Annotated in this window: 15 protein-coding genes and 1 pseudogene; 8 read left to right on the plus strand and 8 right to left on the minus strand. The window is 74.6% G+C overall.

Features of this window, described 5'->3' with window-relative positions:
- Nucleotides 1-289: 289 nt before the first annotated feature.
- Both QK442_RS04570 and QK442_RS04575 read left to right on the plus strand, forming a co-directional pair.
- Nucleotides 290-544 (plus strand): annotated as a pseudogene (locus QK442_RS04570) (enolase C-terminal domain-like protein); the annotation flags it as partial.
- 175 nt (nt 545-719) lie between these two features.
- Entirely contained in the window at nt 720-3,104 is a 2,385-nt protein-coding gene (locus tag QK442_RS04575) for a phosphoketolase family protein (RefSeq protein ID WP_282692501.1), read from the plus strand.
- A 40-nt stretch (nt 3,105-3,144) separates the two neighbouring features.
- Here the strand turns inward: QK442_RS04575 and QK442_RS04580 are convergent, their stop codons facing one another.
- Nucleotides 3,145-3,819, minus strand: coding sequence for a CBS domain-containing protein (locus QK442_RS04580; protein ID WP_282692502.1), 675 nt, complete (start codon nt 3,817-3,819; stop codon nt 3,145-3,147).
- A gap of 315 nt (nt 3,820-4,134) precedes the next feature.
- On the opposite strand from QK442_RS04580, the gene QK442_RS04585 reads away from it, so the two are divergent.
- Complete coding sequence (locus QK442_RS04585) at nt 4,135-5,820, plus strand: GAF domain-containing sensor histidine kinase (protein WP_282692788.1); 1,686 nt, start codon at nt 4,135-4,137, stop codon at nt 5,818-5,820.
- Nucleotides 5,821-5,841: 21 nt separating this feature from the next.
- Here the strand turns inward: QK442_RS04585 and QK442_RS04590 are convergent, their stop codons facing one another.
- Nucleotides 5,842-6,306, minus strand: a complete 465-nt coding sequence (locus tag QK442_RS04590; protein WP_282692503.1) for a pyridoxamine 5'-phosphate oxidase family protein — start codon at nt 6,304-6,306, stop codon at nt 5,842-5,844.
- A 181-nt stretch (nt 6,307-6,487) separates the two neighbouring features.
- Between QK442_RS04590 and QK442_RS04595 the strand changes: the two genes are divergently transcribed.
- The gene (locus QK442_RS04595) at nt 6,488-7,198 is read left to right on the plus strand and encodes a response regulator transcription factor (RefSeq protein ID WP_282692504.1); all 711 of its coding nucleotides are present in this window, start codon (nt 6,488-6,490) and stop codon (nt 7,196-7,198) included.
- Between the two features lie 124 nt (nt 7,199-7,322).
- Nucleotides 7,323-8,195, plus strand: coding sequence for a universal stress protein (locus tag QK442_RS04600; protein ID WP_282692505.1), 873 nt, complete (start codon nt 7,323-7,325; stop codon nt 8,193-8,195).
- Between the two features lie 13 nt (nt 8,196-8,208).
- Here QK442_RS04600 and QK442_RS04605 read toward each other — a convergent pair whose 3' ends face one another.
- From QK442_RS04605 to QK442_RS04615, 3 genes are read right to left on the minus strand one after another with little or no spacing between them, the layout of a single operon-like run.
- Entirely contained in the window at nt 8,209-9,294 is a 1,086-nt protein-coding gene (locus tag QK442_RS04605; protein ID WP_282692506.1) for an acyl-CoA dehydrogenase family protein, read from the minus strand.
- Complete coding sequence (locus tag QK442_RS04610; protein ID WP_282692507.1) at nt 9,291-10,304, minus strand: acyl-CoA dehydrogenase; 1,014 nt, start codon at nt 10,302-10,304, stop codon at nt 9,291-9,293. The genes QK442_RS04605 and QK442_RS04610 overlap by 4 nt, the downstream gene beginning before the upstream one ends.
- Nucleotides 10,304-11,473, minus strand: a complete 1,170-nt coding sequence (locus tag QK442_RS04615; protein WP_282692508.1) for an acyl-CoA dehydrogenase family protein — start codon at nt 11,471-11,473, stop codon at nt 10,304-10,306. The genes QK442_RS04610 and QK442_RS04615 overlap by 1 nt, the downstream gene beginning before the upstream one ends.
- Before the next feature lie 122 nt (nt 11,474-11,595).
- Here QK442_RS04615 and QK442_RS04620 point away from each other — a divergent pair, with 122 nt between their 5' ends.
- Genes QK442_RS04620 through QK442_RS04630 form a run of 3 tightly spaced genes read left to right on the plus strand, consistent with a single transcriptional unit; the run spans nt 11,596 to nt 14,744 of the window.
- Nucleotides 11,596-12,762 (plus strand): acyl-CoA dehydrogenase family protein, encoded by a 1,167-nt coding sequence (locus QK442_RS04620; RefSeq protein ID WP_282692509.1) that lies wholly within the window; start codon nt 11,596-11,598, stop codon nt 12,760-12,762.
- Entirely contained in the window at nt 12,759-13,547 is a 789-nt protein-coding gene (locus tag QK442_RS04625; protein WP_282692510.1) for an SDR family oxidoreductase, read from the plus strand. Before QK442_RS04620 ends, QK442_RS04625 begins: the two co-directional genes overlap by 4 nt.
- A 39-nt stretch (nt 13,548-13,586) precedes the next feature.
- Entirely contained in the window at nt 13,587-14,744 is a 1,158-nt protein-coding gene (locus QK442_RS04630; protein WP_282692511.1) for an acetyl-CoA C-acetyltransferase, read from the plus strand.
- On the opposite strand, the gene QK442_RS04635 is transcribed toward QK442_RS04630, so the two are convergent.
- From QK442_RS04635 to QK442_RS04645, 3 genes are read right to left on the minus strand one after another with little or no spacing between them, the layout of a single operon-like run.
- The gene (locus QK442_RS04635) at nt 14,728-15,795 is read right to left on the minus strand and encodes a nitronate monooxygenase (RefSeq protein WP_282692789.1); all 1,068 of its coding nucleotides are present in this window, start codon (nt 15,793-15,795) and stop codon (nt 14,728-14,730) included. The two genes, QK442_RS04630 and QK442_RS04635, sit on opposite strands and share 17 nt — an antisense overlap.
- A gap of 11 nt (nt 15,796-15,806) precedes the next feature.
- Nucleotides 15,807-16,622 carry a CoA-transferase gene (locus QK442_RS04640; protein ID WP_282692512.1) on the minus strand — a complete coding sequence of 272 codons (816 nt, stop codon included), beginning with the start codon at nt 16,620-16,622 and terminating at the stop codon, nt 15,807-15,809.
- Entirely contained in the window at nt 16,619-17,470 is an 852-nt protein-coding gene (locus QK442_RS04645; RefSeq protein ID WP_282692790.1) for a CoA-transferase, read from the minus strand. Before QK442_RS04645 ends, QK442_RS04640 begins: the two co-directional genes overlap by 4 nt.
- Between the last annotated feature and the right edge of the window lie 11 nt (nt 17,471-17,481).

Below are 17,481 nucleotides of genomic sequence, written 5' to 3' on the forward strand. Positions count from 1 at the left end.
GGCCACGATCGTGTCGTCACCGGCTCGCCCGGCGCACGCCGGTCGGCTCCGACCAGGCGCATCTCCCCGTTCTCATGCGGGCGGATTCCGCCGTTCCCGGCCGGGCGGCGGCGCTGCTCGGCGAAGGGCCGTCCCCCGTGCCCGCCCTCGTCGAGGGCGCCCGCTGGTCGCGGCGGGCGGGGGCCAGCTGTATCACCGTGCCCTGCAACACCGTGCACGCCCATGCCGAGCAGCTGTCCAGGGTCACCGGCGTCGAGGCCCTCGACATGGCCGGGGCCGAACCGTACGCATGCCGGAGACCGGCATCGGCCGCTCCGCCAACCTCGCCCTCGCCGCCCTCCCAGGCTTCACCCTCCCCGGCGACACCTCCGGCTCCCACCGCTACTTCGCCACGGACATCACCGACCCCTTCGTCCTCACCGAAGGCCACCTCGACGTCCCGAAGGGCCCGGGCCTCGGCATCGAACCCCTGCCGGACGTCCTGAAGGAGGTCACGACGTCCACGGAGTGGATCGCGCTCCAGCCCTCCGCCGCTCCCGGGTAGGCCGAAGGGGGCGCAGGGGTGGCCCATCCGGCCCTTCTCGTCGCCGTGCCGTCTGCGTCACGGTGCCGTGAGGCGGCACGCGTACGACCATGGGACGAGTGCGCCGGAGAACCGGCGGAGGCGTCCCCGGCACGACGGCGGCGGGCGCCGCGCCCCTTCACGAGACGGAGGAGACATGCGCAGGGACGAGGGCTCGGCCGGCGTACCCCTGACCGACGAGGAACTCGGCGAGCTCGACGCGCACTGGAGAGCGGCCAACTACCTCTCCGTCGGGCAGATCTACCTCATGGACAACCCGCTGCTGCGCAAGCCGCTGGAACCGGCGCACATCAAGCCGCGGCTGCTCGGCCACTGGGGCACCTCCCCGGGGCTCAACCTCGTGTACACCCACCTCAACCGGGTGATCCGGCGGCACGGCCTCGACGCCCTGTGCGTCTGGGGGCCCGGGCACGGCGGGCCGGCCGTGCTCGCCAACACGTGGCTGGAGGGCAGTTACAGCGAGACGTATCCCGACGTGAGCCGGGACGAGGAGGGCATGGCCCGGCTGTTCCGGCAGTTCTCCTTTCCCGGCGGCGTGCCGAGCCACGTCGCCCCGGAGACCCCCGGCTCCATCCACGAGGGCGGGGAACTGGGCTACTCCCTGTCGCACGCGTACGGCGCCGCCCTGGACAACCCGGACCTCCTGGTCGCGTGCGTCATCGGCGACGGCGAGGCCGAGACCGGGCCGCTCGCCGCCTCCTGGCACTCCAACAAACTCCTCGACCCCGTCCACGACGGGGCCGTCCTGCCGATCCTCCACCTCAACGGCTACAAGATCGCCAACCCCGCGGTGCTCGCCCGCCTCCCGGAAGCCGAGCTCGACGAACTGCTGCGGGGCTACGGCCACGAACCCCTGCACGTCGCGGGCGACGACCCGCACGAGGTCCACCGGGCGATGGCGGCCGCGATGGACACGGCCGTCGACCGCATCCGGCACATCCAGCGGGAAGCACGTACGGAGGGACGCACCGGCCGGCCCCGCTGGCCCGTGATCGTCCTGCGCACCCCCAAGGGCTGGACCGGTCCGGCCGAGGTGGACGGCCTGCCCGTCGAGGGAACCTGGCGCTCCCACCAGGTTCCCCTGTCCGGAGTACGGGACGATCCCGCCCACCGCGCACAACTGGAGGCGTGGCTCCGCTCGTACCGGCCCGAGGAGCTCTTCGACGAGCGGGGAGGCCCGCGGCGACCGGTCCTCGCCTGCGTACCGGACGGCGGGCGCAGACTGGGCGCCACCCGGCACGCCAACGGCGGCCTGCTCGTCCGGGAACTGCCCCTCCCGCCCCTCGAAGGCCTCGCCGTCGCCGTCGACCGCCCCGGCGGCACCCGGCACGAGCCGACCCGCGTCCTCGGCGACCTGCTGGAGGCCGTCATGGCCGCCACCGCCGACCGCCGGGACTTCCGGCTCGTCGGCCCCGACGAGACCGCCTCCAACCGGCTCCAGGCCGTGTACGGGGCCAGCGGCAAGGCGTGGCAGGGGGTGGTCCTGGGCACCGACGAACACCTCGACCGGCACGGCCGGGTGATGGAGATCCTCTCCGAACACACCTGCCAGGGCTGGCTGGAGGGCTACCTCCTCACCGGCCGCCACGGCCTCTTCTCGTGCTACGAGGCGTTCGTCCACATCGTCGACTCCATGGTCAACCAGCACATCAAGTGGCTGAGGACGTCCCGCGCCCTGTCGTGGCGGGCGCCCGTCGCCTCCCTCAACTACCTGCTGACGTCCCACGTGTGGCGCCAGGACCACAACGGCTTCTCGCACCAGGACCCCGGCTTCGTCGACCACGTGCTCAACAAGAGCCTCGAGGTCGTCCGCGTTCATCTGCCGCCGGACGCCAACACCCTGCTGTGCGTCGCCGACCGCGCCCTGCGCAGCCGGGACCAGGTCAACGTGATCGTCGCCGGCAAGCAGCCCTGCTTCGACTGGCTCTCCCTCGACGACGCCCGCACCCACTGCGCCCGCGGCGTCGGCGTGTGGGACTGGGCGGGCACCGAGGACGGCACGCGCGAGCCCGACGTGGTCCTCGCCTGCGCCGGCGACGTACCCACCGAGGAGGTGCTCGCGGCGGCCGCGCTGCTCCGCCGGCACCTGCCCCGGCTCGCCGTGCGGGTGGTGAACGTCGTCGACATGACCCGCCTCATGCCCCGCGAGGACCACCCCCACGGCATGACCGACAGGGAGTACGACGTCCTGTTCACCCGCGACAAGCCGGTGATCTTCGCCTACCACGGCTATCCGTGGCTGGTGCACCGGCTGGCCTACCGCCGCGCCGGACACCCGAACCTCCACGTACGCGGCTACAAGGAGGTGGGCACCACCACGACCCCCTTCGACATGGTGGTGCGCAACGACCTCGACCGCTACCGCCTCGTGATGGACGTGATCGACCGCGTGCCCGGTCTCGGCGTACGGGCCGTGGGCGTGCGGCAGGCCATGGCGGACGCCCGTATCCGCCACCACGCCTGGATCCGCGCCCACGGCACCGACATGCCCGAGGTCACCGACTGGACGTGGACCGGCTGAGCCGGAGTCCCGCCCGGCCCCGGCGAAGGCCGGGGCCGGTTCATCCGTTCCCGTCCGCCGGCCGGTTCACCACACCGACCACCCCCTCCACCCGCCAGGCCGCCCGGAGCGGCACCGACGCGTCCGCATCGGGCTCGAGGCTGCCCGCCAGGGTGACCACGCCGTCCCGGACGGCGACGTCGAGGCGGTCGGCGCCGTGCGCCGGCACGAGGGCCGCGAGGACGCCGGCGACGTCCGCCCGGATCTCCTCGTCGGTGCGCAGGAAGACGCGCAGGAGGTCGCGGCGGGTGGTGATGCCGATGAGACGGTCCTCCTCGTCCACCACGGGCAGCCGGTCGATGCGACGGCGCTCCATGATGCGGGCCGCGTCGACCACGCGCTGTTCGGGATGGACGGTGACCGCGGGGCTGGTCATCAGCTCACGGGCCGTCACGGCGGGGGGCCGGGCGGGACCGACGCGGACCGCCCGCCTCACCGTTCCCAGGAACCGCCGCCGCGGGGGGCCGGGCCGGCCGCGAGCCGCCTGGCGCCGGGTGAGGTCGGTCCGGGACACCACGCCCATGACCTTGTCGTCGTGGTCCACCACCGGCAGGCTGCTGATCCGGTGCGAGGCGAGCAGCCGGGCCACCTCCTCCACGGTGGTGCCCGGGCGTGCCCGCACCACCTCGCCGGTCATCACTTCCCCCACGGTCCGGTTCCCGACCACGGTCCTCATCTCCACTCGTTCCGGCAGGCGGCACGGCGATCGCCCGGGCCGGGGTGCTCCTCGATCACCCGCGACCCTTCCAGGATGGGGCGCGGCGCGGCCGGGGGACAGAACCGGTCAGGACCCGATCGCGGGCCATTGGGCCCGTGATCGGCCGGGCCGCAGGACGTGGGGGAGAAGAGGGCTTACGGCCCTTCGAGCCCGTCCCGCGCCCGGCCGCCGGGCCACCCGGACGGCCGATACGCTGTCCGTGCAGAGCGGGGGAACGACGGAGAGGGAAGAGGGCCGGTGAGCGTGGACGAGCCGCTGTCGCGGATGCCGCAGATGCGGCTCGACGAGCTGCTTGAGGAGCTCGAGGCGCGCATCAACGCCGCCCGCGGGACCAGGGACCGGGTGCACAGCCTGCTGGAGGCCGTCGTCTCGGTCGGCCGCGAGCTGGACCTCTCCCAGGTGCTGCGGCGCATCGTGGAAGCCGCCGCGTTCCTGGTGGACGCCCAGTACGGCGCCCTGGGGGTGATCGGCCCGGACGGCCGTACCCTCTCGCAGTTCATCGCCGTCGGCATGACGGAGGAGGAGATCGCGGCCATCGGCCCCCTGCCGGCCGGACACGGCATCCTGGGCGAGCTCATCCGCCACCCCGAGCCGCTCCGCCTGACGGACCTCGGCACCCACGAGGCCTCCTACGGCTTCCCCGCCCACCACCCGCCGATGCGGACCTTCCTGGGCGTGCCCATCCGCGTCCGCGACGAGGTCTTCGGCAACCTCTACCTGACCGACAAGCACGGCGGCGCGGACTTCGACGCCGAGGACGAGTCGGTGATCTCCACCCTCTCCGTCGCCGCCGGCGTCGCCATCGACAACGCGCGCCTGTACGAGGCGTCCCAGCGGCAGCAGCGCTGGCTCCGGGCGAACGCGGAGATCACCAACAGCCTGCTCTCCGGCAGCCCGCGCCTGGAGGTCCTCGAACTCATCGCCCGCCGCGCCCAGGAGATCACCGGCGCCGGGCTCGCCGACGTCTCCGTGCCCGTGGCGGGGACGGACGACCTCGTCGTCGAGCTCGCCCTCGGCGCCGGCGGCGAGACCCGCCGCGGCCTGGTCGTCCCGGTGACGGGCACCCTCTCCGGCGCCGCCTACCAGGCCGCCGCGCTCGTGACCACCGCCGGCCTGGCGGAGGACGGCCGTTACTCCGCCGGGCCCCGCCGCTTCGACGGACTCGGCCCTGCGGTCGCCGTCCCCCTCGGCACCGCGGCCAAGGACACGCGCGGTGTCCTCCTGCTGGCCAGGCGCCAGGGAGAGCCCGTCTTCACCGAGGCCGAACTGGAGCCGCTGTCGGCCTTCGCCGGGCAGGCCGCGCTCGCCCTGGAGCTGGCCGAACGCCGGAAGGACGCCGAGCAGCTCGCGCTCCTGGAGGACCGGGACCGCATCGCCAGGGACCTGCACGACCTCGCCATCCAGCGCCTGTTCGCGACCGGGATGACCCTGCAGAGCGCCGCCCGGCTCGTCCGGCACGAGGGCGCCGCCGAACGCGTCTCGCGGGCGGTCGGCGACCTCGACGAGACCATCAAGATCATCCGATCCACGATCTTCGGCCTGCGCGCCCGGGAGGAGGACGCGGGGCCGAGCCTGCGGGCCCGCGTGGCCCGCGCGGTGGGCGACGCGGCGACCACCCTCGGTTTCCCGCCCCGCCTGAGCATGGAGGGCCTGCTCGACACGGACGTGCCCCCGCAGGTCGCCGACCACGTCATGGCGGCCCTCACCGAGGCGCTGAGCAACGCCGCCCGGCACGCGCACGCCACCCGGGTCGAGGTCGCCCTGCGGGCCGCCACCGACGAGGTCGTCCTCACCGTGACGGACGACGGCCGGGGGATCCCCGCGGACGGCAGGCGCAGCGGCCTGGGCAACCTGGAGGAACGGGCCCGCGGCGTGGGCGGCACCCTGGCGATCGAGCGCCCCGAGGAGGGCGGCAGCCGCCTCGTGTGGCGGGCGCCGCTGGACACCGGCCCCCGCTGACCCGGCCCGGCCGGCCGGGGCTCACGGCGTGAGCCGGAAGCCCGTCACCAGGTCCGGCCGGATGCGCAGCGCGTCGTTCACGGAGGGGTGCTCCACCCAGGGGCGCAGGAGGCCGGTGAACCGCGCGAGTTCGCCCTCGTCGGTGACCCGGTAGGCGTAGCCGGTGACCACCACGCTCCAGCCGACGTGCGTCTCGGGGTCGATCACGTCCGCCTCGTAGGCCACCACGACGCCCGAGGTGTGGGCGGGCGTCACCACGGAGGCGAGGGTCGCGCCGTCGTGCAGCCGGACGACGACGTCCTCCCCGTCCATGAGGTGGTTGACCGGACGGATGGCCGGCAGGGCCTGCTGGGTGAAGACGATGCGTCCCAGCGAGACGGTGCCGAGCAGCCGCAGCGCCTCGGCACGGTCGAGCCGCGCCATGCGCCGGGGCGCCACCGCGGCCCGGTGGTCGTCCACCGTCCGATCCGTGGCTGCGTCCTTCATGGGGCCCCTTCTCCGCTCCGGTCCTGTCCTCGGGGCACTTCGGTGCCGTCGCCCAGCATGCCCCCGTGCCGTGCCCCGCAGTAGGGCCGATCGGCCCTGGTCGAGGGTCCCCTCGGCACGGCACGATACGGATGGGTCCGCCGGCGGCGGAGTGGGACTCGGCGAATACGGAGTGTGTGTGATGACGGACAGCGGCGGCGACCTCACGGGCGACCAGCCGGTGAGGGTCTTCCTCCTGGACGACCACGAGGTGGTGCGCCGTGGCGTGCACGATCTGCTGGACGCCGAACCCGACCTGACCGTGGTCGGCGAGGCGGGCACGGCGGAGCAGGCGCTCGTCCGCGTTCCCGCCCTGCGCCCGCAGGTGGCCGTCCTGGACGTGCGCCTGCCCGACGGGGACGGGGTGAGCGTCTGCCGGGAGCTGCGCTCGCGCATGCCGGACCTCGCCTGCCTGATGCTGACCTCCTTCGACGACGAGGAGGCGCTCCTCGACGCGATCATGGCCGGGGCCTCCGGCTACGTCCTGAAGCAGATCACCGGCACCGACCTGGTCCACGCCGTGCGCACGGTCGCCTCCGGCCGGTCCATGCTGGACGCCGGGGCCACGGCCCGGGTGATGGCCCGGCTGCGCGGCGAGACCCGGCAGGAGGAGCAGCCGCAGGGCCTGCCCGGCCTGACGGAGCGGGAGCGGGAGATCCTCGCCCTGGTGGGGGAGGGGCTGACCAACCGCGAGATCGGGAAGCGGCTCTACCTGGCGGAGAAGACGGTGAAGAACAACATCTCCCGGCTGCTGGCCAAGCTCGGCGTGGAGCGCCGGGTGCAGGCCGCCGTCATCGCCACTCAGGCACTCGGGACGGGAGAGCCGACGGGGCGGCTCGGCGGCGGAGCATAAGGCCGCCCGGGGACCTGTGAAGCCCACAGGTCCCCCTGGCAGGGACCAGTGGCCCCTCCGCGGCGGGTCGCGGAACGGCCATCGTGGAGGAGCACGCCCACCCCTTCCAGCCGAGGAGCCCCTGATGGCCCGCATCGTCACCGTCGGCATCGACGGATCCGCCGAAAGCCTCGCCGCCGCCGACTGGGCCGCCGAGGAGGCGCTGCGCCGCGCGGTGCCGCTGCGGCTGCTCCGCGCCTGGGACACGGACGACGACCCCCGTACGCGCGTGGTGGACCCGGCCACCGCACGGGAATGGGGCGAGCGCGCGCTGGACGCGGCGCGGAGGCGCCTGAGCAACCGTCACCCCGGCCTCCGGATCGAGACCGCAGGAGTGACGGAGGACCCCGTCGAGGCGCTCTGCGCGGCCGCCGGAGAGGCGGACGTGCTGGTGCTCGGCTCCCGTGGCCTGGGCGTCCTGTCCGGCTTCCTCGCCGGGTCCGTCTCGCTCGCCGTGCTCGCCCGCGTCCAGCGCCCCGTCGTCCTGGTCCGCCCGCAGGGCCGCCCGGCGCCGGGGGAGGACCGTCCGGCCGGGGACGTCGTCGTGGGGCTCGACGTGTCCGAGGCCGGGGACGAGGTGCTCGCGTACGCCTTCGCCGCCGCCGACCGGTACGGCTGCGGTCTGCGGGTGCTGCACAGCTGGTCGGTCCCGGTGTTCTACGGCGCCGAGCCGAGCGGCTACCTGCCGATGATCATGACCCAGACCGACCGGGAGGCCCGCCTGGCGCTCGACGCGGCGCTGGAACCGTGGGCGGAGAAGTACCCGGATGTTCCCCTCGTCCGCGAGTGCCGCCAGGGCCGGCCGGCGAAGGACCTCGTGGAGGCCGCGCGGGACGCCCGGCTCCTCGTGGTGGGCCGCAGGATCCGGCGCGCCCGGATCGGCACGCACATCGGGGCCGTCACCCACGCCGTCGTCCACCACGCGACGACGCCCGTGGCGGTCGTGCCGCACGACTGACGGCCCCGGCGGATCAGGGCGCGGACGGGGCCAGGCCGAGGAGGGCGGCCAGGCGGGAGCGGTGCCAGTGCGGGGGGCCGAAGAGCTGGGCCGCGCCGTGGGCCCGCTTGAAGTAGCGGTGGGCGTCGTGCTCCCAGGTGACGCCGATGCCGCCGTGGAGCTGGATCGTCTCGCCCGCCACCTCCGAGAACGCCTCCGAGCAGACCGACTTCGCCGAGGCGGCCAGACGGGAGAGCTCCGGTCCCGGCCCGGCCGTCGCGGCGGCGAAGGCCGCGCCCAGGGCCGCGGAGCGGGCCGACTCCACCCGGACGTACGCGTCCGCGAGCCGGTGCTTCACCGCCTGGAAGGAGCCGATCGGACGGCCGAACTGGACCCGCTCCCGGGCGTACGCCACCGTCAGTTCGAGGCACTTCGCCGCCGCGCCGGTCTGTTCGGCGGCCAGGGCCGTGCAGGCGAGGTCCAGGACCTCGCCCAGGATCCGTCCGCCGTCGCCCTCGGCGCCCACGAGGCGGGCCTCCGCGCCGGTGAGGACGGTACGGGACTGGGCGCGGGTGCCGTCCAGGGGAACCGTCTCCTCGTGGCGTACGCCCGGCGCGTCCGGGCAGACGGCGAAGAGGGAGAGGCCCGCCGGGGTACGCGCGGCCACCAGGAGGAGACCGGCCCGGGAGCCGTCCAGGACGTGGTCCTTCGCACCTGTCAGCCGCCAGCCGCCGCCGGGGGCCCGCTCGGCCCGGGTACGGATCGCGGCCGGGTCCCACGAGCCGCCCTCGGCCCACGCCAGGGCCGCCACCGAGACGCCCCCGGCCAGGTCCGGCAGCAGCTCGGCGCAGGCCGCCGGGTCGCCGGAGGCCAGCAGGGCGCGCACCGCGAGGACGGCGGAGCCGAGGTACGGGACGGGGCTCAGCTCCCGGCCCAGCTCCTCCATCACCACGTGGACCTCCACGGCCCCGCGGCCCGCGCCGCCGTACTCCTCCGGAACGGCGAGCCCCGCGGCCCCGATCTGCCCGGTCAGCGGGCGCCAGGCCGCCTCCCCGGGATGCCGCCGGAGCAACGCCCGGACGGAGGCGCGCAGTTCCTCGTGCTCGTCGGTGAGTCTCATGCCGGTTCCGCCTCCTCGGAGGGGCGAAGGGCCAGGACGCGGGCCCGGCAGGCGGCCGGGGTGCCCCAGGCGTCGCGCAGGGGGCGGGCCTTGCGAAGCCAGAGGGAGAGGTCCAGCTCCTCCGTGTAGCCGACGGCGCCGTGAAGCTGCAGGGCCGTCCGGGCGGCGGCGTACGCGGCCTCGCCCGCGGCGACCTTGGCGGCGGCGATCCCGCGCGGAGCCGTGTCGGCGCCCTGCGCGAGCTCCAACGCGGCCGCGTACACCAGCGGTCGGGCGAACTCCAGGGCGATGAGCGTGTCCGCGAGCCGGTGCTTCACCGCCTGGAAGGAGCCGACCGGGACGCCGAACTGGGTGCGCTGCCGGACGTAGGCGACGGTCCGGTCGAGCAGCGCCCGGCCGAGGCCGAGCGCCTGCGCGGCGGTCGTGAGGGCGGCGAGCCCGGAGGCGTACGCGGCGGCGGCCGTCACCTCGGGCCCGCGCGCCAGGACCGTGCCGCCGAGCGGGCGGGCGAGACGGCGCACCGGGTCGGCCGACGGCTGGACGGGGCCCGTGTCCTCCGCGAGGCGCAGGGTGTCCCCGGCCACGACGAGGACGGCGTCGGCCGCGTCGGCGTCCAGCGCGTAGGGGCCGCAGGACTCCGGCACGCAGAGGGAGAGGACCGCCTTGCCCGCGGCCACGCGCGGCAGCCAGGAGACGGCCTCGGGATGGTCGAGCCGGCCGAGGAGACCCGCCGCCGCCACCGTCTCCACGACCGGTCCCGGTACCGCGTGGCGGCCCAACTCTATGAAGGAGACGGCGAGTTCGACGGGGAGCTGGCCCATGCCCTCGTACGTCTCGGGCACCGCCAGGGCGAAGACGCCGGTCTCCGCGAGCCGGGACCAGAGCGCGAGGCCCGGCGCGTGGTCGCCGGCCGCCCAGGCGCGGGCCGCCCCCGGGGTGTCGGCCGAGGAGAGCAGGGCGTCAAGCGTGCGGGCGAGGTCGCGGTGCTCGTCGTCGGGGAGGAACCGCATCACCGACGTCCCTTCGGCAGGCCGAGCAGGCGCTCGGCGATGATGTCGCGCTGGATCTCGTTGGTGCCCGCGTAGAGGGGGCCCGCGAGGGCGAAGGTGTAGCCCTCCGCCCAACTGCCGTGCGCCGGGGCGTCCGTGGCGCCGTCGCCCAACTCGCCGTAGGGGCCGAGGAGATCGAGCGCCGTCTCGTGGAGGGCGAGGTCGAGCTCGGACCAGAAGACCTTGTTGAGGCTGGATTCGGCGCCGAGGGTGCCCCCGGCGGCGATCCGGGAGGCGTGGGCCCAGGTGAAGAGTTGATAGGCGCGGGCACCGACGACCGCGTCCGCGACCCGGTCGCGCAGCGCGGTGTCGGCGGGGTCGGCGTGCTCCCGCCACAGGGCGGTGAGCCGGTCGGCGGCGGCGGTGAAGCGGCCGGGGCTGCGCAGGGTGAGGCCGCGCTCGTCGCCCGCCGTGCTCATCGCGACCCGCCAGCCCTCTCCGGGGGCGCCGATCACGTCCTCGTCGGGGACGAACACCCCGTCGAGGAAGAGTTCCGCGAAGGCGGGCTTGCCGTCGAGCCGGCCCACGGGGCGCACGGTCACGCCGTCCGCGTCGAGGGGGAACATCAGGTACGTCAGGCCCTGGTGCGGCTTCGCGGCCTCCGGGTCGCTGCGGAAGAGGCCGAAGGCGCGGTCGGCGAAGGCGGCCCGCGAGGACCAGGTCTTCTGGCCGTGGAGCAGCCAGCCGCCGTCGGTGCGCACGGCGGTGGAACGCAGGCTCGCGAGGTCGGAGCCGGACTCGGGCTCGGACCACGCCTGGGCCCAGATCACCTCGCCGGAGGCCATGGAGGGCAGAACACGGGCACGCTGTTCCCCGTTGCCGTGCGCGAAGAGGGTGGGGGCGAGCAGGTTGATGCCGTTCTGGGCGACCCGGCCGGGGGCGCCGGCCGCGTAGTACTCCTCCTCGAAGACCAGCCACTGGAAGAGGGAGGCGTCCCGGCCGCCGTAGGCCCGGGGCCAGGAGACCGCCGACCAGCCTCCGGCGGCGAGGGTCCGTTCCCAGGCGCGGTGGGCGGCGAAGCCCTCCTCGGTCTCCAGGGAGGGGAGCGGGGCGGCGGGCACGTGGGCGGCGAGCCAGGCGCGGGCCTCGGCCCGGAACGCCTCGTCCGCCGGTGAGTGGTCGAGGTCCATCAGGCTCCCGCCGCCTTCCTCGCGGGGCGTACGGGCGCTGTGGTGAGGGGCTCCGGGGTGGTGCGGGCAGCGGACATCCGCCCTCCTTCCCTAACAAGTGTTTGGTAGGTTAACGTACGGCCATGAGCGACGTCGAGGAGTTCCGCAGAGAGGTCCGTGGCTGGCTGCGCTCCCACCTCACCGGCGAGTTCGCCGCCCTGAAGGGCCGTGGCGGACCCGGTCGCGAACACGAGGCGTACGCCGAACGCCTCGCCTGGGAACGGCACATGGCCGCCCACGGCTGGACCTGCGTCGGCTGGCCGAAGGAGCACGGCGGGCGCGGCGCGAGCCTGGAGGAACAGGTCGCCTTCCACGAGGAGTACGCCCTCGCCGACGCCCCCGCCCGCGTCGGCCACATCGGCGAACAGCTCCTCGGCCCCACCCTCATCGCCTTCGGCACCCCCGCCCAGCGGGCACGCTTCCTGCCCCGGATCGTCGCCGTCGACGAACTGTGGTGCCAGGGCTACTCCGAGCCCGACGCGGGCTCGGACCTCGCGGGCGTCCGCACCCGGGCCGAACGGGACGGCGGCAACTGGTTCGTCACCGGCCAGAAGGTCTGGACGTCACAGGCGCACGAGGCCGACTGGTGCTTCGTCCTCGCCCGCACCGAACCCGGCTCCACCCGCCACCACGGCCTGTCCTGCCTGCTCGTCCCGCTGCGCGCCCCCGGCGTGGAGATCCGGCCGATCGTCCAGCTCACCGGCACCTCGGAGTTCAACGAGGTCTTCTTCGACGGGGCCCGCACCGACGCCTCCCACGTGGTCGGCGCCCCCGGCGACGGCTGGAAGGTGGCCATGGCGACCCTCGGCTTCGAGCGGGGCGTCTCCACCCTCGGTCAACAGGTCGGCTTCCGCCGCGAGTTGGAGGCCGTCACCGCACTGGCCCGGCACAACGGCGCCGCCGCCGACCCCCTCCTCCGCGACCGCATCGCCCGTGCCTGGACCGGCCTGGAGACCCTCCGCTGCCACGCCCTGCGGACGCTGAGCGGCGTCGCCGCCGGGGCCCCAGGGCCCGAAGCCTCCATCGGAAAGATCTTCTGGGCCACCTTCCACCGCGAGCTGGGCGAACTCGCCATGGACGTCTGCGGGGCCGGCGGCATGCTCGCCGAGGGCAAGCCGTACGAACTCACCGACTGGCAGCGGCTCTTCCTCTTCTCCCGCGCGGACACCATCTACGCGGGCTCCAACGAGATCCAGCGGAACATCATCGCCGAGCGCGTCCTCGGCCTGCCCAAGGAGGCCCGCCCGTGACCCCCTCCCCGCCTCCCTACGTACAGGGCCACGGACTGCTCGCCGGCCGGAGCGCCGTCGTCACCGCCGCCGCCGGAGCCGGCATCGGCGGCGCGACCGCCCGCCGCCTCCTGGAGGAGGGCGCCCGGGTCGTCCTCTCCGACGCCCACGCCCGCCGCCTGAAGGAGTACGAGGCGGAACTGGCCGCCGAGTTCGGCGCGGACAAGGTCGCCGCCCTGCCCTGTGACGTCACCGACGAAGCCCAGGTCGCCGCCCTCCTCGACCTCGTCGAGGAGCGTCACGGACGGCTCGACGTCGTCGTCAACAACGCCGGTCTCGGCGGCACCGCGGACCTCGTCGACATGACCGACGAACAATGGGACAAGGTCCTCGACGTCACCCTGGGCGGCACCTTCCGCTGCACCCGCGCCGCCCTGCGCCGGATGAAGGCCGCGGCCACCGGGGGCGTCGTCGTCAACAACGCCTCCGTCGTCGGCTGGCGCGCCCAGCGCGGCCAGGCCCACTACGCCGCCGCCAAGGCCGGCGTCATGGCCCTCACCCGCTGCGCCGCGCTGGAGGCCGCCGCGTACGGCGTCCGCGTCAACGCGGTCTCGCCGAGCCTCGCCATCCACCCCCACCTGGTGAAGGTCACCACCCCCGAACTCCTCGCCGAGCTCACCTCCCGCGAGGCCTTCGGGCGGTACGCGGAGCCGTGGGAGGTCGCCAACGCCGTCGTCTTCCTCGCCAGCGACTACTCCTCCTACCTGACCGGCGAGGTCCTCTCGGTCAGCAGCCAGCACCCCTGAGACCAGCCTTCCGACCCTTCCCACGACCGAGGAGTGACCATGGCCGAGGCCTACATCGTGGAGGCCGTCCGCACCCCGGTCGGCAGGCGCAACGGCGGGCTCTCCGCCGTCCACCCCGCCGACCTCGGCGCCCATGTGCTCAAGGCGCTGATGGAACGCGCGGGCGTCGACCCGGCCGCCGTCGAGGACGTCGTCCTCGGCTGCCTCGACACCGTCGGGCCGCAGGCCGGCGACATCGCCCGCACCGCCTGGCTCGCCGCCGGCCTCCCCGAGGAGGTCCCCGGCGTCACCGTCGACCGCCAGTGCGGCTCCTCCCAGCAGGCCCTCCACTTCGCCGCGCAGGGCGTCCTGTCCGGCACCCAGGACCTGGTGGTCGCCGGCGGCACCCAGAACATGTCGATGGTCCCCATCGCCTTCGCCAGCCGCCAGGCCGCCGTCCCCCTCGGGATGACCGAAGGGCCGTACGCGGGCTCCGAGGGCTGGCGCGCCCGCTACGGCGACCAGCCCGTCAACCAGTTCCACGGCGCCGAACTCATCGCCACCACATGGGAGATCACCCGCCAGGACATGGAGGAATACGCGCTCCGCTCGCACCGGCGCGCGATCCGCGCCCTCGACGAGGGCCGCTTCGACCGCGAGACCGTGCCGTACGGCGACGTGACCGCCGACGAGGGCCCGCGCCGCGACACCAGCCTGGAGAAGATGGCCGGCCTGGCGCCGGTGGTCGAGGGCGGCCGGATCACCGCCGCCGTCTCCTCCCAGGTCTCCGACGGGGCCTCGGCGATGCTCCTGGCGAGCGAGCGGGCGGTACGGGAGCACGGGCTGACCCCGCGCGCCCGCGTCCACCACCTGTCGGTGCGCGGCGAGGACCCGATCCGGATGCTGTCGGCCCCGATCCCGGCGACGGCGTACGCCCTGAAGAAGGCCGGGATGACGCTGGACGACATCGACCTGGTGGAGATCAACGAGGCGTTCGCGCCGGTCGTCCTCGCCTGGCTGAAGGAGACCGGCGCCGACCCCGAGAAGGTCAACGTCAACGGCGGCGCGATCGCCCTCGGCCACCCCCTCGGCGCCACCGGCACCAAGCTGGCCACCACCCTCCTCCACGAGCTGGAGCGCACCGGGGGCCGCTACGGCCTCCAGACCATGTGCGAGGGTGGCGGCCAGGCGAACGTGACGATCATCGAGCGGCTGTGACGCCGTCCGTACGCGGCAGCGCCCGCAGCACCCCGGCCGCCTCGGCCATGATCCGCCCGACCAGCTCCGCGCAGGACGGCAGGTCCTCGATCAGGCCCGCGACCTGGCCCGAGGCCATCACGCCGAGGTCCGTCCGCCCGTCCACCATCGCCGCCCTGAGCAGCATCGGCGTGTTGGCGGCGAGCAGGACCTGACCCCACGTCAACTCCTTGCCGTGCTTCATGGCCAGGCCGTCGCGGACCATCCGCGCCCAGCTCGTGCCGGACTCGCGCCGGAAGGCGGCGGCGTGCCGGACCGCCCGCAGCAGCGAGGCGGCCCGGCCCGAGCGCTCCAGGGCGTCGACGAAGCCGGTGCGGAGCATCCGGTGCGGCAGGCCGTCCACGGCGGTGGTGACGGTGACGTCGGTGACGGCCGCCGCCAGATATCGGGCCTTCACGGCGTCGGGGACGGTGGAGTCGGAGGTGAGCAGGAAGCGGGTGCCCATGGCGATGCCGGCGGCGCCGTAGGAGAGCGCGGCGACCAGGCCGCGCCCGTCGTGGAAGCCGCCTGCGGCGATCACCGGGATGTCCACGGCGTCCACCACCTGCGGCAGGAGGACGGTGGTGGCGACGCTTCCGGTGTGGCCGCCGCCCTCGCCGCCCTGCACCAGGACCGCGTCGGCGCCCCAGGCGGCGACCTTCTCGGCGTGCCGCCGGGCGCCGATCGAGGGGATCACGACGACGCCGGCGTCCTTGAGCCGGGCGATGAGCTCGCGCGAGGGGGCGAGGGCGAAGGAGGCGACCTTCACGCCCTCCTCGATGATGATGCCCACCCGTTCGGCCGCGTCCCCGGCGTCCGCCCGCAGGTTGACGCCGAACGGCGCGTCCGTGCGGGACTTGACCTCGCGGACGGCCTCGCGCAGCCGCTCGGCGCTCATCGTCGCGGAGGCGAGGACGCCGAGGGCGCCCGCGTTCGCGGTGGCGGAGACGAGCCGGGGCCCCGCCACCCAGCCCATGCCGGTCTGCACGACCGGGTGGCGGACGCCGACGAGCGCGGTGAGCGGGGTGGCGATCGTGGTGCCGCTCACGCCCTGACCTCCCGGTCCCGCAGCCCCCTCGGGTCGATCTCCTCGCGGATCAGACGCAGTTCGAGGGCGGTCGGCTCACGGGTGTACGGCACCTCGTCGGGGACCACGAGGTCGAAGCCGGTCGCCTCCCGCACCTGGCCGACGGTGACGCCCGGGTGGAGCGAGCGCAGCCGCATGGCGCGGTCCGGGGTATCGAAGTCGAAGACGCCCAGATCGCTGACGACTTCGGCGACCCGGTGGTAGCGGACGGCGGACGGGCCGGCCGCGGCCGCCCGGTCGTGTCCGACGCCGCAGACCATGTCGACCCGTTCGACGAAGACCCGCGCCGAGTGCTTGGGCACCCAGTAACTCGTCGGGTTGTTGAGGGTGTTGACGGGCGCGCCGCGTACGCCGAGGAGCTGGCGGGTGGGCCGCCGCCAGTCGCCGATGCACGAGATGTTCTGGTTGCCGTACCGGTCGATCTGGCTGGCGCCCATCATCACGTGCCGCCGCCCGGTGGCGACCAGGGCCAGGTGCCGGCGGTACGGCAGCCAGCCCTCGACCACCCGGGCCGGCGTGCCGACCGGGGGAGTGTCGGCCACCAGCAGCGCCTCGCCGTCGGTGAGGAGCAGCTCGGGGGCGAAGGTGAGCCGGGCGAGCCGGGCACCGATCGTGGGGACGGTGCCCATGGGGCTGGCCAGCACCTCGCCCGCGTCCCGCCACGCCTCGGCGCACGCCACCACGCAGTACTCGGCCCGGGTGGCCGCCGCGCCCGCCGCCGTACCGGACCCGGCCCGCGTACCCGTGGGATCCGTGGTGTCCGTGCCGCTCATGCCCGCTCCTCCTCGTGGAAGGCCGCCACCGCGGCCTGGTACGCGTCCTCGTCGCCGGACAGGAACCGCTCGGTGAAGGCCCGCCACGCCCCGGGGTCGCGGGCGGCCTCGGCGTAGTGCCGCTGGAAGCGCTCGTCCCGGTCGTGGTCGGGGGCGCAGGAGGTGAAGTGGGCGCCGTTCGGGGCCTCCACGACCCCGGTGACGAAGGCGCGTCCGATCAGCAGCGACCGCGGCCCGCCCTCCTTGGCCAGCTCCGCCGTCTCCACGATCCGCTCGCAGGAGACGTACGCGGCGTCCGCGGCCTCGCAGAACAGGTCGTCGAAGTACGGGTCGGGGCCCAGGTACTGGGCGTTGCCGTGGACGTCGGCGCGGTTGAGGTGGACGAGGGCGGCGTCCATCCGAAGGGCGGGGACGGCCACCAGCTCCTCGCCGTCGTCGTACGGCGAGGTGACGGTCCGCAGCGAGGGGTTGACGGTCATCACGTCCGAGCCGAGCCCGGCCCGGACCGGCAGGAAGGGCAGCCGCTGCCCGGCGGCCGTAAGCCCCCACATGACCATCGCCTCGTCCAGCTCCACCAGTTCGAAGTCGCCGCGCCGGCGGGCGGCGCCGAAGTGCGGCTCCAGGGGGATGGAGTCGAGGGTCCCGAAGGCGGTGACGAGCTTGCGGATCCTCCCGGCGGCCGCGAGGAGGCCGACGTCGGGACCGCCGTACGAGATCACGGTGAGGTCGGTGACCTCGGACCGCAGCAGCGCGCGGACCAGCGCCATCGGCTTGCGCCGGGAACCCCAGCCGCCGATGCCGACCGTCATCCCGCTGCGGAGTCCGCGGACGGCCTCGTCGGCCGTCATCCTCTTGTCCC

This window comes from Streptomyces sp. CC208A (genome assembly GCF_030010625.1).
Lineage (GTDB): Bacteria > Actinomycetota > Actinomycetes > Streptomycetales > Streptomycetaceae > Streptomyces.